This is a genomic window from Lacinutrix gracilariae, from assembly GCF_042684485.1.
Classification (GTDB): domain Bacteria; phylum Bacteroidota; class Bacteroidia; order Flavobacteriales; family Flavobacteriaceae; genus Oceanihabitans; species Oceanihabitans gracilariae.
In genome coordinates this window covers 1,177,801-1,191,235 of sequence record NZ_JBHULM010000011.1, presented here as the reverse complement: position 1 = coordinate 1,191,235, position 13,435 = coordinate 1,177,801, and the positions used below count along the sequence as shown (strand labels likewise).

Annotated in this window: 12 protein-coding genes; 9 read left to right on the top strand and 3 right to left on the bottom strand. The window is 33.2% G+C overall.

All coding sequences use genetic code 11. The features are described from left to right. The first annotated feature begins 8 nt into the window (after positions 1–8). The 3 genes from ACFSSB_RS12290 to ACFSSB_RS12280 all read left to right on the top strand — a co-directional run bounded on the left by ACFSSB_RS12290 (position 9) and on the right by ACFSSB_RS12280 (position 3,612). Positions 9–1,541, top strand: coding sequence for a G-D-S-L family lipolytic protein (locus ACFSSB_RS12290; protein WP_379904654.1), 1,533 nt, complete (start codon positions 9–11; stop codon positions 1,539–1,541). Between the two features lie 193 nt (positions 1,542–1,734). Next, complete coding sequence (atpD, locus tag ACFSSB_RS12285) at positions 1,735–3,243, top strand: F0F1 ATP synthase subunit beta (protein WP_379904652.1); 1,509 nt, start codon at positions 1,735–1,737, stop codon at positions 3,241–3,243. Positions 3,244–3,333: 90 nt separating this feature from the next. Then, a complete protein-coding gene (locus ACFSSB_RS12280) occupies positions 3,334–3,612 on the top strand; it encodes a F0F1 ATP synthase subunit epsilon (RefSeq protein WP_379904650.1) in 279 nt (92 codons plus the stop codon). Between the two features lie 84 nt (positions 3,613–3,696). Here the strand turns inward: ACFSSB_RS12280 and ACFSSB_RS12275 are convergent, their stop codons facing one another. Together ACFSSB_RS12275 and ACFSSB_RS12270 are read right to left on the bottom strand one after the other, a co-directional pair. Further along, the gene (locus tag ACFSSB_RS12275; RefSeq protein ID WP_379904648.1) at positions 3,697–4,140 is read right to left on the bottom strand and encodes a LexA family protein; all 444 of its coding nucleotides are present in this window, start codon (positions 4,138–4,140) and stop codon (positions 3,697–3,699) included. A gap of 136 nt (positions 4,141–4,276) precedes the next feature. Continuing rightward, complete coding sequence (locus tag ACFSSB_RS12270) at positions 4,277–5,536, bottom strand: Y-family DNA polymerase (protein WP_379904646.1); 1,260 nt, start codon at positions 5,534–5,536, stop codon at positions 4,277–4,279. A 124-nt stretch (positions 5,537–5,660) separates the two neighbouring features. On the opposite strand from ACFSSB_RS12270, the gene ACFSSB_RS12265 reads away from it, so the two are divergent. From ACFSSB_RS12265 to ACFSSB_RS12245, 5 genes are all read left to right on the top strand, one after another. Further along, a complete protein-coding gene (locus ACFSSB_RS12265; RefSeq protein ID WP_379904644.1) occupies positions 5,661–6,197 on the top strand; it encodes a hypothetical protein in 537 nt (178 codons plus the stop codon). 66 nt (positions 6,198–6,263) lie between these two features. After that, positions 6,264–6,677, top strand: a complete 414-nt coding sequence (locus ACFSSB_RS12260) for a DUF2007 domain-containing protein (RefSeq protein WP_379904642.1) — start codon at positions 6,264–6,266, stop codon at positions 6,675–6,677. A 177-nt stretch (positions 6,678–6,854) separates the two neighbouring features. After that, a complete protein-coding gene (locus tag ACFSSB_RS12255) occupies positions 6,855–7,469 on the top strand; it encodes a hypothetical protein (protein WP_379904640.1) in 615 nt (204 codons plus the stop codon). After that, complete coding sequence (locus tag ACFSSB_RS12250; protein WP_379904638.1) at positions 7,438–8,859, top strand: flotillin family protein; 1,422 nt, start codon at positions 7,438–7,440, stop codon at positions 8,857–8,859. The genes ACFSSB_RS12255 and ACFSSB_RS12250 overlap by 32 nt, the downstream gene beginning before the upstream one ends. Positions 8,860–8,954: 95 nt before the next feature. Further along, the gene (locus ACFSSB_RS12245) at positions 8,955–9,920 is read left to right on the top strand and encodes an alpha/beta fold hydrolase (protein WP_379904636.1); all 966 of its coding nucleotides are present in this window, start codon (positions 8,955–8,957) and stop codon (positions 9,918–9,920) included. 7 nt (positions 9,921–9,927) lie between these two features. On the opposite strand, the gene ACFSSB_RS12240 is transcribed toward ACFSSB_RS12245, so the two are convergent. Continuing rightward, positions 9,928–11,421, bottom strand: coding sequence for an aminotransferase-like domain-containing protein (locus ACFSSB_RS12240; RefSeq protein ID WP_379904635.1), 1,494 nt, complete (start codon positions 11,419–11,421; stop codon positions 9,928–9,930). Between the two features lie 78 nt (positions 11,422–11,499). On the opposite strand from ACFSSB_RS12240, the gene ACFSSB_RS12235 reads away from it, so the two are divergent. Further along, positions 11,500–13,317, top strand: coding sequence for a TonB-dependent receptor plug domain-containing protein (locus tag ACFSSB_RS12235; RefSeq protein WP_379904634.1), 1,818 nt, complete (start codon positions 11,500–11,502; stop codon positions 13,315–13,317). Positions 13,318–13,435: the final 118 nt, after the last annotated feature.

Genomic DNA, 13,435 nt, shown 5'->3' with positions numbered 1-13,435 from the left:
TTAGCAAAATGAAAAATATAAAATATGTATTACTATCTGCTGTCCTTATAGGCTTTACAGCATGTAATGACGAAGAGGATTTTGAACAATACTTAGACAATCCTACACAAGAAGAAGTGTTACCTGCTTTAACAGCTGGTACTGCAGATTTTTCTAACTATGTATCTATAGGTAATTCATTAACTGCTGGATATACAGATAATGCTTTATTTATTGCAGGACAAACAAACTCGATGCCTAATATGCTATCGCAAAAATTTGCTTTAGCTGGTGGAGGTACTTTTACCCAACCATTAATGAATGACAATATTGGTGGTTTATTATTTGGTGGTGTTCAAAATGCCGATGGTAGTTTTGGTCCTAGATTATATTTTGATGGTTCAGGTCCTGCTACATTACCAGGAACTTCTACAACAGAAGCTTTAGCACCTTCTATAGGAAGCCATAATAATATGGGTGTTCCTGGTGCTGCAAGTTTTCATTTACTATTTAATGGTTATGGAAACCCTGCAAATTTAGCAACTACTCCTGCAACTGCTAACCCTTACTTTGTAAGAATAGCTTCTTCTCCAAGTGCAACTATTTTAGGGGATGCCTTAGCGCAACAACCAACATTTGTATCTTTATGGATTGGAAACAATGATATATTAGGATACGCTACTGCTGGTGCAGACGCAACTTTAGGTGCTATTACACCACAACCAATGTTTGATGCTTCTATAGATGCTATTATTGGTTCATTACAATCTGCCCAAGTACAAGGTGTCATGGCTAACATACCATATGTAACCACTATTCCGCATTTTACAACAGTACCTCATAACCCTGTTCCTTTAGATGCAGCAACTGCAGCATTTTTAAATAGTGCTAGTGTATACGGAGCATATAACGCAGGTATTCAAGGTGCTTTTGCTTACTTGGTTAGCGTTAATGCTATTTCACAAGAAGATGCAGATGCAGAAATAGCTAAAAGAACCATTACGTTTGAAGCTGGAGAAAGTAATGCCGTTGTTATTATGGATGAAAACTTAACCGATTTAACCAGTATAGATGCTAATTTAGTAAGTATGCGTCAAGCTACCGCTGAAGATTTATTAGTTTTATCTGCTTCTACCTTTATTGGTACAGAAGCTATTCCTGGTAATTCTGCAACAGTAAATGGTGTTGCAATTCCCTTAGCAGACAAATGGGTTTTAACTCCAGAAGAACAAAACGAAATAAAAATAGCAACAGATACCTTTAACGCAAAATTATTAGATGCAGCAAATACTGCAGGTTTTGCTTTTGTTGATGCCAACGCTTTAATGCAACAATTAGATAGTACAGGTTATCCTGATGGAGATTTTGTGTTAACGTCTAGCCTTGTAACTGGTGGTGTTTTCTCATTAGATGGTGTACACCCAACTGCTAGAGGTTACGCTTTATTAGCAAATCAATTCATGAAAGCTATTGATGCAACTTACGGTTCTAACTTTGAAGCTTCAGGTAATTTAGTAGACTCAGGAGATTACCCAACAAACTACCCTCCTACGCTTCAATAATTTAAATAAATCTTATAAAAAAAACGCCTTCAAATAGAGGGCGTTTTTTTATACCTAAAAAAGGCTAAATTTTTGATATATTTTTTAAATTAAAACCACTATATTTGCAGCGCGAAAAAACCTTACACTCTATAAAAATAGAGCAAATTGTTTTTCGTATTAATAATATACCAAAACATTAAATATAAAAGTAATGTCAAAAGTTACAGGTAAAGTTGCACAAATAGTAGGTCCAGTTATCGATGTAGAATTCGCTGCTGGTGCTGAACTTCCAAAAATTTATGATTCATTAGAAATCAAAAAAACAGATGGTTCTATTCTAGTACTAGAAGTACAATCTCACATTGGTGAAGATACTGTACGTACTATCGCAATGGATTCTTCAGATGGTTTAAGTAGAGGAACAGAAGTTAATACTACTGGTGCTCCAATACAAATGCCAGTTGGAGATGACGTTTATGGTCGTCTATTTAATGTAATTGGTGATGCTATCGATGGTCTTGGAGATTTACCTAAAGCTGGTGAAGCTGGGTTACCAATACACAGACAAGCTCCTAAATTTGAAGAATTATCAACTTCAACAGAAGTTTTATTTACAGGTATTAAAGTAATTGACCTAATTGAGCCTTATGCAAAAGGTGGTAAAATTGGTTTATTCGGTGGTGCTGGTGTAGGTAAAACAGTATTAATTCAAGAGTTGATTAACAATATTGCAAAAGGACACGGTGGACTTTCAGTATTCGCAGGAGTAGGTGAAAGAACACGTGAAGGAAACGATTTACTTCGTGAAATGTTAGAGTCAGGAATTATCAAGTATGGTGATGACTTTATGCATTCTATGGAAGAAGGTGGATGGGATCTTCAAAAAGTAGATAAATCTGTTATGAAAGACTCTAAAGCTACTTTCGTATTCGGACAAATGAACGAACCACCTGGAGCACGTGCTCGTGTTGCCTTATCAGGTTTAACTATTGCTGAGTATTTCCGTGATGGTGCTGGTGAAGGACAAGGAAAAGATGTATTATTTTTCGTAGATAATATCTTCCGTTTTACACAAGCTGGTTCTGAGGTATCTGCATTATTAGGTCGTATGCCTTCTGCCGTAGGTTACCAACCAACATTAGCAACAGAAATGGGTGCTATGCAAGAGCGTATTACTTCAACTAAAAGAGGATCTATTACATCTGTACAAGCGGTTTACGTACCTGCAGATGATTTAACAGATCCAGCTCCAGCAACAACGTTTGCTCACTTAGATGCTACAACTGTATTATCTCGTAAAATTGCTGAGTTAGGTATTTATCCTGCAGTAGATCCTTTAGATTCTACTTCAAGAATTCTTACTGCTGATATTTTAGGTGATGATCACTATAACTGTGCACAACGAGTAAAAGAGTTATTACAACGTTATAAAGAATTACAAGATATTATTGCTATTCTTGGTATGGAAGAATTATCTGAAGAAGATAAAATGGCTGTTGGTAGAGCAAGACGTGTACAACGTTTCTTATCACAACCTTTCCACGTAGCAGAGCAATTTACAGGTCTTAAAGGTGTTTTAGTTGATATTAAAGAAACTATTAAAGGATTTAATATGATTATGGATGGTGAATTAGATCACTTACCAGAAGCAGCATTTAACCTTAAAGGTACTATTGAAGAAGCTATTGAAGCAGGTGAAAAAATGCTTGCAGAGGCATAAGCCAAAGCAAGTGCTGAATGTATTTTCAGCATCTGTTTAATATAAATGAGACTTTCGTTTGTACGGAAGCTTTTAAATAAAATTTAAAAGATGTATTTAGAAATTGTATCACCAGAAGCAACTTTATTTAGCGGAGAAATAACAAGTGTTATTGTTCCTGGAGTAAATGGAGAGTTTGAATTATTAAAAGATCACGCTCCTATTGTGTCGCTTCTTAAAGAAGGAAACGTTAAAATTTATGGCGATATTTCTTTAGAGGATGAAGTAAAAGATAAATTTACTAAAGGAAACAATAACTCTACTTGGTTAGCTATTAACTCTGGTACTTTAGAAATGAATAACAATAAAGTGATTGTATTAGCAGACTAATTACAAACACTAACTTTATAAAAAACGCTTCAAGATTTACTTCTTGAAGCGTTTTTATTTTAAGAGCTTTTTAATTGTTTTTTTCTAGTATACCTTTTTAATCACGTTTGTTACTATTCCCCAAATAACAAAATCATTAGCATCTGTAATTCTAATTATAGGATAGTTAGGATTTTCTGGTTGTAACCAAACACCTTCAGCATCTACTTTTAAACGCTTAACGGTAAACTCACCATCTAAAAAACAAACGGCTATTTTATTATGGCTAGGCTCTAAACTTCTATCTATAACTAACAGGTCATTATCATCTAGTCCTGCACCAATCATAGATTGTCCGCTTACCTTTGCAAAAAAAGTAGCTTCCTTATTTTTTATAAGCTCACGATCTAAACTTATTCTTTCTTCTTTAAAATCTTCGGCAGGAGAAGGAAATCCAGCAGAAATTCCAGTATCTAAAAATACAGCACCAGAATTTGGTACTAATTCTGGAGTAAAAAACGTAAGCGATTTTGATTTATGTAGTAACATAGTATAATGTATTAAAAGCGATTGTAAGGATACTTATCAAAGATAAATTAAAAAATTAGCATTTTCACTAAAATGCTAATTCTGTGTTTAAAAAAAATAATAAAACAGAGTACTCTTTTATTTTAGTAATAACGCATTATTTTACACATATAATATCATTAATATTAGTGGTGTATTTTGGTGTTAAACGTTCTTGACGCATTTTCCAGGTACGTTTTAAATCTTGACCACCTAGCTTTATTTTATGGCTTCCGTATTTATTATTTACACCATCAATAGCACGCATTAAATGCCTATGCTTAGGGTTTTCTTGTTCAAATAAATCTAACTGATAATTATCTACTGGTACTAAACCAGAAACAATAACTCCCGCTCTTTTATACTTAATCCCTTTTTTAAACATCGATATTGCAGCTTGTACAGCTTGCGTACTAATAAGCAAGGAGGAGTTTGTTGGGTATGGTAAACTTACCATTCTACTTACGTTATGCTGTTCTATATCTTTTTTATGTCTATCACTGCTTAATTGCACAATAATAACATGGCAACTAGAACCTTGTTTTCGTAATTTTTCGGCACAACTAGTAGCAAAGGTAGAAATGCGTTCCTTAATATTATCTACATCAGAATACGTATACTCAAAACTACGTGTAGTAGCTATCATTTTCTTAATGTTATTATTTTCTTCTAATTGTAGGGTTGGTATGCCTTCTAAATCTCTTTTTAAACGCGATTCAATGACCGAAAAATTACCTTTTACCCAAGCATCAGGTAATTGTGTAAAATCATAAGCCGTTTTACAACCTTTTGCTTTTAAACGTTTGCTTAGTCTTCTTCCAATTCCCCAAACATCTTCTATTTTAGTCCATTTTAAGGCTTTAATTCTTTTTTCTTCCGTGTCTATAACGTGAGTTCCTTTGGTTTCCTTAGGATACTTTCTAGCTATCTTATTAGCTACTTTACTTAAAGCTTTTGTTGGTGCAATACCTACAGATGTTGGTATTCCTGTCCATTGTAAAATGCGTTTTCGCATTTGTATGCCATAATCATGAAAATCATAATTTTCAAAACCTTTAAATTCTAGAAAAGATTCGTCTATACTATACACCTCAACATCTGGAGTAAACTGTTTTAGTATTTCCATAACACGCGAACTCATATCGCCATATAAGGAATAGTTAGAAGAAAGCACATGAATATGGTTGGTTTTACAGAAAGCTTCCCATTTAAAAATAGGTGCTCCCATTGGTAAATCCAACGCTTTAGCTTCGTCACTACGTGCAATAACACAACCATCGTTATTACTAAGAATAGCGACTGGTTTTCCTTGTAAATTCGGGTTAAAAACACGTTCGCAAGAAGCATAGAAATTATTACAATCTACAAGTGCAAACATAGAATACAAAGATAGTAGAAAAGCAATTTTAATTGCTTCACCTAAAAAAATCTTATTAACTAAAATAATTAGGCATGGTCTTTTTAAGGGTTCTCTTCTCTAAAAAAAGATATATATTTAAAAAATGAAAGAAGACTACATCAGCATAGCTGAAACTCCAAAACCATTATGGCAAACCATTATTGCTGCCTTAGCTTTTACTGCTGCTTTAGGAATTATTATCGCTTCTTTTTTATATAATATACTCAATTTAAGCAACTTCAAGACTATTGCTACCATGACAGAAAGTGTTATTTATTTAACAGCAATAGGTATTGGTTTTAGTAGACAAAAAAGAATTTATGTAGATATAAAAGCATCAAAATTTAAAACTGCTACAGAAATTGGTCCTTTTAAAATAGGAAAATGGACAACCATAAACAACTATGAGTATGTTTCTATTTTTTTGCAATTACTAGCTGATGGAACGTACATTTTTGAAGTAAACTTATGGTATAACAACAACAAACACTTTAAACTCTACGAAAAAGACAACTTTGAAGACGCATTAAACATTGCTTATAATTTATCTGAAGAATTAAACATAGATCTTTTAGACGCTACCATTGCCAATGATTATAAATGGATTGATAAAGAAGCTTTAAAACAAAAGGTTATCTAAATAGAAAAGCGTAACTTTAGTAAACCTTGTTTACTAGTTAAGCATTTTTGTTTTTATAGAAATACAATGAGCAATACCTTTAAAACCATAGCTAAATTTCAATATTCTACCGAAGCCCAAATAATAAAAGGTCGCTTAGAGTCTGAAGGTATTCCTGTATTTTTAAGTGATAACTTAACCATAGACACAGATCCTTTAGTTAGTCATGCCATTGGTGGTGTAAAACTAAAAGTATATGTAGAAGATGCGCTTAGGGCACAACATATTCTTTCAACCATTGAAAAATATTCTGTAGATGATGCAGGCAATGCTATTATCTGCCCAAATTGTAATAGCAAACACATAGAAATGTTTACCACCATTACCGATTTTAAATCCTTTATTTCATTTCTTGCTGGTTTCCTTTTTGGCACGCTTCCGTTTTACGCAAAAAACAAATACAAGTGTCAAGATTGTAATACAGAATTTAATATTAAATAATTTTTTGTAACAAAACACTTACATGAACTACATATAAGTGTAAATATATTATTTGAAGCTTCTAAATATATTAAAACACAAAGAAGAATAAAGACATGTTTATTCTTCTAGTTAAAAAATTGTAAGACAGCTATAAACGTCTTATATTTCACACATAATCTTATATAACTACTAACTATGGAATGGTTTTCTGCTTTAGATTCTTTTGCGCAATTCTTTTGGGTGATTGCCTTTATTGCATCCTTGATTTTTTTATTTGTTATCATAACCACTTTTGCAGGTATTGATGGTGCAGATGATTTTGATGATGTAGATACAGGAATAGAATTTCAATTTATTACTTTTAAAAATCTTGTTGGATTTTTTACCATTTTTGGTTGGATTGGTATTGCATGTAACAATGCTGGATTTTCAAAACCAATAACTGTAATTACCGCTCTAGGTTGTGGCTTGTTAATGATGGCCATTATGGCTGCCATGTTTTATTCCATGGAAAAATTAGCAGATAGCGGAACTTTAGAATATAAAAATGCCATTAACGCTATTGGTGAAGTATACCTAACCATTGGTGCCAACCGATCTAAAATGGGAAAAGTAAGCGTAAGAGTACAAGGTACTTTACGTGAATTAGAAGCCCTTACAGATTCTTTAACCGATTTAAAATCTGGTACACTCATACAAGTAGTAGATGTTACTAGTAATGGTATTTTAATAGTAAACGAAACAAAAAAACCTATAGAACCAATTAAACAAAAAACACATGAACTACCTTCTAACACAGGAGATCTTTAATTTAGGATTTCCTATTGCAATTATTTTTGCAGTATTATTTATTTTTATATTCTTTATTATATTAATAAAGCGCTACAAACGTTGTCCTTCAGACCGAATTCTAGTGGTTTATGGTAAAGTTGGTGGAGGCCAATCTGCCAAATGTATTCATGGTGGAGCTGCCTTTATAATGCCTGTGATTCAAGATTATGAGTTTCTAGATTTAACGCCTATATCTATAGAGGTAAACCTAGTAAATGCATTATCCAAACAAAACATTCGTGTAAATGTACCATCGCGTTTTACTATTGGTGTTTCTACAGAACCTGGAATCATGCAAAATGCTGCCGAAAGACTTTTAGGTTTAAACCAAGATAATATTCAAGAATTAGCACAAGAAATTATTTTTGGGCAACTACGTTTGGTGGTAGCTTCTATGGATATTGAAGAAATTAACAACGATAGAGATAAATTTTTAACCAACATTTCACAAAGTGTAGAATCGGAACTTAAAAAAGTAGGTTTAAAACTAATCAACGTAAACATTACAGATATTGTTGATGAGTCTGGATACATTGAAGCATTAGGTAAAGAAGCTGCTGCTCATGCAATAAATGCTGCTAGAAAATCGGTAGCAGAAAAAACTAGAGATGGTTCTATTGGTGAAGCAAATGCTGTACAAGACGAAAGAACACAAGTTGCTGCTGCAAATGCACAGGCTGTTGAAGGTGAAAATACGGCTAAAATTGCTGTTGCTAATTCCGATTCTTTACGTCGTCAACGCGAAGCGGAAGCAGAACGTGTAGCAATTGCATCCGAAAAAGTACAAAGTGCAAAAGCCCTTGAAGAATCTTATGCTGCAGAAAAAGAAGCCGAAACTGCAAGAGCAGAAAGAGAACGTTCTTCTCAAGTTGCAGATATTATTGTTCCTGCAGAAATTGATAAAAAGAAAGTAGAAATTGATGCCGAAGCAGAAGCAGAACGCATTAGAAGAAAAGCAAAAGGAGAAGCAGATGCGATACTTTTTAAAGCACAAGCAGAAGCACAAGGACAGTTTGAAATATTAACCAAACAAGCTGCTGGTATGGAGCAAATAGTAAAAGCCGCTGGTGATAATTCTAAAGACGCAGTGCTTTTATTAATTGCAGATAAACTTCCGGAATTAGTAAGAATGCAATCAGAAGCCATTAAAAACATTAAAATTGATAAAGTTACTGTTTGGGAAAATGGTGGTAATAAAGATGGTAAATCTTCTACTGCTAATTTCTTATCTGGAATGTACAAATCGGTTCCTCCATTACAAGAAATGTTTAATATGGCTGGAATGGAATTACCAGAATATTTAAAAGGAAAAGATATAAAAACAGATCAAACTTCTGCGGAAATTGTAGAAGATAGTCCTGAAAAATAAAAACCAAATTGTTTTAAAAAATCCGCTAATAAGCGGATTTTTTTTTATCCTTACTTTTTTAATTAATACGTATATTTACAGAAACCACAACCTGTATGAAAACACCAATAAAGCTTTTAAGTATTCTTTTAGTTTTAGTAAGTACAACGCTATCTGCACAACAAGACCCCAATATATTCGAGAAGTTTGAATCTAAATTTTACACCATTGATGGTTATAAAATTAATGTAGAGGTTTTAGGTAGTGGAGCTCCTATTTTCTTTCTTCCTGGAGGACCAGGAAACTCTCACGATTATATGCAAGGTAATTTTGGACAATACTATAAAACCAATACGGTTGTGTTTTTTGATTGGTTAGGTCGTGGTAAAAGTGACAACGCTAAAGACGCTTCAGAGTATTCGGTACAAGCAGATGTAGAACTTATAGAAAAGCTTCGTAAGCTATTACATTTTGATAAAATTTCACTTGTTGGACATTCTTACGGAACCGTTCCTGCACAAGCTTACGCTATAAAATATAAAGATAATGTAGACAAAATGGTACTGATAAACGGTTTCCATTCTGGTGCTATGTGGCAAGCCAATTGCGATAGTTACAACCACTACGCTAAAACCCATTTTCCTGAAAAATGGAAACAAGTAGATTCGCTTCGTGCTTTAGGCTATGTTTCTAGTCAAGAACCTTTAAAATCGGTGTATGGCAACTTCCCAACAAAATATATTTATTATCACAATACTAGCTTGAAGCAAAATTCGCCTAAAGAAAAATATAGAGGTTGGGCTCATGATGTATATACCACAATTATTGGTAGAGATGGTGATTTTGATGTTTCTGGTAGTATGATTAACCAAGATTACAGACAAGAATTAAAAAACGTAAAAGCAAAAACACTCATTTTTGCAGGACGTTATGATGGTGTTTCTACTCCAGAGTTTGCAGTACAATACAAAACTTTTATGCCACAAGCACAGTTTGAAATGTTTGAGCAAAGTGGTCATAATCCGTATTTAGAAGAACCTGAAAAGTTTTACACTTTATTTGAAACCTTTATGCAGCAATAATAACAACCTACTGCAATACAGCATTAAAAGATTGTTTTAAAATAGCAATAGTAGCTTCTATTTCTGTTTCATTTAGGTGTCCAAACCCCAAGCGTATAGCACAAACATCTTTATTTTGATACAACACGGTTTTGGGTAAAAACAAATTGTGTGTTTTTGCTTTTTCTGCAAGTTTAATAAGAGAGATACTTGAGGAAAAAGATAACCAAACAGCCAAACCTCCTGCTGGAACTTGCCAAGTAGCATGACCTTTAAAATGCGTATATAAACAAGCACACAAACAATCACGTCTTTGCTTGTAAATAGTAATGTTCTTTTTTATTAATCGGTGTATTTCTCCTTCTGCAATAAGCTCTGTAAGTATTTGTTTTTGTATTAAATCTCCTTGCTTATCTAATATTTGTAAGTAGTTTTTTGCTTCGTTAATAATATTTTCTGGAGCTACTACAAATCCTATTTGAAAACTAGGGAAAAAAGACTGTCCTAACCTTCCTAAATAAATAACAACACCTGCTCCATCTGCACTTGCCATAGGCACCATTGCAGAGCCTTCAAACTGAAAATCATAATCAAAATCATCTTCTATAATAGCAAATTGATATGCTTTTGCTAGTTGTAATAATTGTAATCTTCTTTCAGCAGTAAGCGTTACTGTTGTAGGGTATTGCCTATGCGCACAAACATACACACATCTAATGCTTCCTTTAGTAAAGTTTTGCTCAATAAAATCTACATCTATTCCATGTGCATCTACAGGAATGGTTTTTATATTAGCTCCTGCTTGCTGAAAAATCATATTCGATTTGTAATTACTTAAATCTCCTACAAGCACAACATCTTGTTCTTGTATTAAAAGCTGCGATACAATGTACAGGCTCATTTCTGTGCTTCGTGTACTCACTATGCTTTGTGGTTTTATATGAAAACCTCTAGTAGCATTTAAATAATTACATAGCTGTTTGCTAAAAGTAGTGTATGATTGCTCTTGGCTTTGATTCCATTTTGAAATTAATGAAGCACGTTTCATAGACGCACTATACCATCGTGAAAACTGGTGTGTAGGATGTAACCTTAAATCGGGTTGTCCATCATTAATTACATATTTACTTACCGAAAATTCTTCGGTAGAAGCCAAATGAAAAGACGATTGAAATGGAAATCCTGCAGTTTTCGGGTAGGTTTTTAATTTTTCTAATCCTTGTGATGCTGCTTTAATAGCAACGGTTTTCTTTTCTGGTTTTAATACAAAGGTACCTTTGTTGGCTACAATATCTACCCAACCTTGTGATGCCAACTCATCATATACAGCTACTGCAGTATTTCTATTTATAGAAAGTAGTGTACTAAATTTTCTTGTTCCTGGTAAAGCCGTACCTTCTACCAAATAGCCTCTTTGTATGGCATTAATAATTTGCTGCGTTATTTGAATATAAATAGAAGTATTGGGCGACTTTTCAAATTGTATTAAGCTTTTTAATATGTCTTCAACCGGACTATGCATTGTTTTAAAACTGGACTACTTTAATGATCCGGAAAGTTACGAATTTTGCAGCGTTAATAAACACCAATACTTTTTATTATGAAATTAACTTCATTATGCATGTTTCTTGTACTGTTTTCTATAACAACACAAGCTCAAGATTTAGAAAAAGAACAACAATTAGATTCTGTTGTCATTACCTCTACTAGAATAGATTTACCTTTTTCTAAAAATTCTAGAACCATAACAGTAATCACGCAAGAAGACATTAAAAAAAGCGCAACAACTAATGTTGCCGATTTATTACAACAAGTTGCTGGTGTAGATATAAGAAGACGTGGTACTGCTGGTATGCAAGCAGATTTATACATTCGTGGTGGTGGTTTTGACCAAACCTTACTACTAGTAGATGGTATAAAAATGGATGATGCACAAACAGGACACCATACCATGAATATGGCATTGCCTCTAGATGTTATTGAACGTGTAGAAGTTATTAAAGGTCCTGCTGCTCGTGTTTTTGGACAAAATGCTTTTACAGGAGCCATTAATATAGTAACCAAAAAAAATACCGAAAATAGTGTAGCAGTTAATGCACAAGCTGGATCTTATGGCCAACTTCATGGTGCTGTTATGGTGAGTAGCCAATTAAAAAATTCTTCGCATATTATTCAGGTTTCTAGAAATACTTCAGATGGATACAGGTATAATACCGATTATGACAATCAAAATTATTTTATTAAAAGTAGTTTCAACACCAACAAAACACCTATAAACCTAATTGCTTCCTTTCAAGAAAGAAAATTTGGAGCTAACGGTTTTTATGCTAGTCCTACAGCAACGGATCAATACGAAGAAACACAAGCTAGTTTAATTGGGATTACTTCCGAAATCAAAAAAGGTGAGCTAACCCTAAAACCAAAACTATATTGGAAACGCAATCAAGACACCTACATTTTTGTAAGACAAGACCCTTCTATTTACAGAAACTTACACCAAACCAATAAAGTTGGTGCTGCTTTAGATGCTTCCTACAAGTCTAAAATTGGTGTTACTGGTTTTGGTGTAGACATTGCAAAAGTGTATTTATCTAGTAATAATTTAGGTTCTAGAAATCGTTTTATGACAACGCTGTTTTTAGAACATCGTTTTTCACTAGCTAATGATAAGCTTGATATTACTCCTGGTATTGCTGTAAATTATTTTTCCGATTTTAAATTTCACGCTTTTCCAGGTATAGATCTTGGTTACAAAATCAATAACAACTTAAAAATCTACGGAAACATTGGTTATACCTACAGAATACCAACCTATACCGATTTATATTATAGTGACCCAACCACCTTAGGTAATGAAAATCTGGATCCAGAAGAAGCCATTGCAGAAGAATTAGGTATTAAGTTTAACTCAGGAAAATTTAATGTTTCACTAGCAGCATTTAATAGAGACTCTAAAAAACTAATAGACTTTATTAAAGAAAACGAAGCAGACTTATGGCAAGCTACAAACATTAGAGATTTAAATACAAAAGGTATAGAATTTAATGCTTCTTATGGTTTTACTCTTAATACTTTTAACCAAGGTTTTGCTGTAGGTTACTCATTTTTAGAAGACGATTTAAAAGCCGTTTCTAGCAATTTTTCAAGATACTCTATAAACTCTTTAAAACACCATGCAACAGCAAGCTTACAAACGCAGTTTATAAAAAACCTATCGCAAAATATTATTTATAAATATGCCGAAAGAACTTCTGGAGAAAGCTACGCAGTGGTAGATGCTAGTGTAAATTACACATTAAATACATTAGAGTTTTCTATACTTGCCAATAATATTTTTAACACCACATACACCGAAACTAATTTGGTACCAATGCCAAAAGGAAACTTGTTGTTTGGAGTAAAGTATACTTTTAAATAAACCACAAAACTTCTTTTTCTATATAAAACATAACACCTCTCCTCTTAAAAAAAAGAGGAGAGTATATTATAATGGTATTTTTTAAAAAGAATATCAGATTACTTTGGTTTTAGTAACT

Bases quoted from the DNA above. Each gene is read 5' to 3' on its own strand.
- ACFSSB_RS12290 (WP_379904654.1), top strand. From the start codon at position 9: ATGAAAAATATAAAATATGTATTACTATCTGCTGTCCTTATAGGCTTT.
- atpD (WP_379904652.1), top strand. From the start codon at position 1,735: ATGTCAAAAGTTACAGGTAAAGTTGCACAAATAGTAGGTCCAGTTATC.
- ACFSSB_RS12280 (WP_379904650.1), top strand. From the start codon at position 3,334: ATGTATTTAGAAATTGTATCACCAGAAGCAACTTTATTTAGCGGAGAA.
- ACFSSB_RS12275 (WP_379904648.1), bottom strand. From the start codon at position 4,140: ATGTTACTACATAAATCAAAATCGCTTACGTTTTTTACTCCAGAATTA.
- ACFSSB_RS12270 (WP_379904646.1), bottom strand. From the start codon at position 5,536: ATGTTTGCACTTGTAGATTGTAATAATTTCTATGCTTCTTGCGAACGT.
- ACFSSB_RS12265 (WP_379904644.1), top strand. From the start codon at position 5,661: ATGAAAGAAGACTACATCAGCATAGCTGAAACTCCAAAACCATTATGG.
- ACFSSB_RS12260 (WP_379904642.1), top strand. From the start codon at position 6,264: ATGAGCAATACCTTTAAAACCATAGCTAAATTTCAATATTCTACCGAA.
- ACFSSB_RS12255 (WP_379904640.1), top strand. From the start codon at position 6,855: ATGGAATGGTTTTCTGCTTTAGATTCTTTTGCGCAATTCTTTTGGGTG.
- ACFSSB_RS12250 (WP_379904638.1), top strand. From the start codon at position 7,438: ATGAACTACCTTCTAACACAGGAGATCTTTAATTTAGGATTTCCTATT.
- ACFSSB_RS12245 (WP_379904636.1), top strand. From the start codon at position 8,955: ATGAAAACACCAATAAAGCTTTTAAGTATTCTTTTAGTTTTAGTAAGT.
- ACFSSB_RS12240 (WP_379904635.1), bottom strand. From the start codon at position 11,421: ATGCATAGTCCGGTTGAAGACATATTAAAAAGCTTAATACAATTTGAA.
- ACFSSB_RS12235 (WP_379904634.1), top strand. From the start codon at position 11,500: ATGAAATTAACTTCATTATGCATGTTTCTTGTACTGTTTTCTATAACA.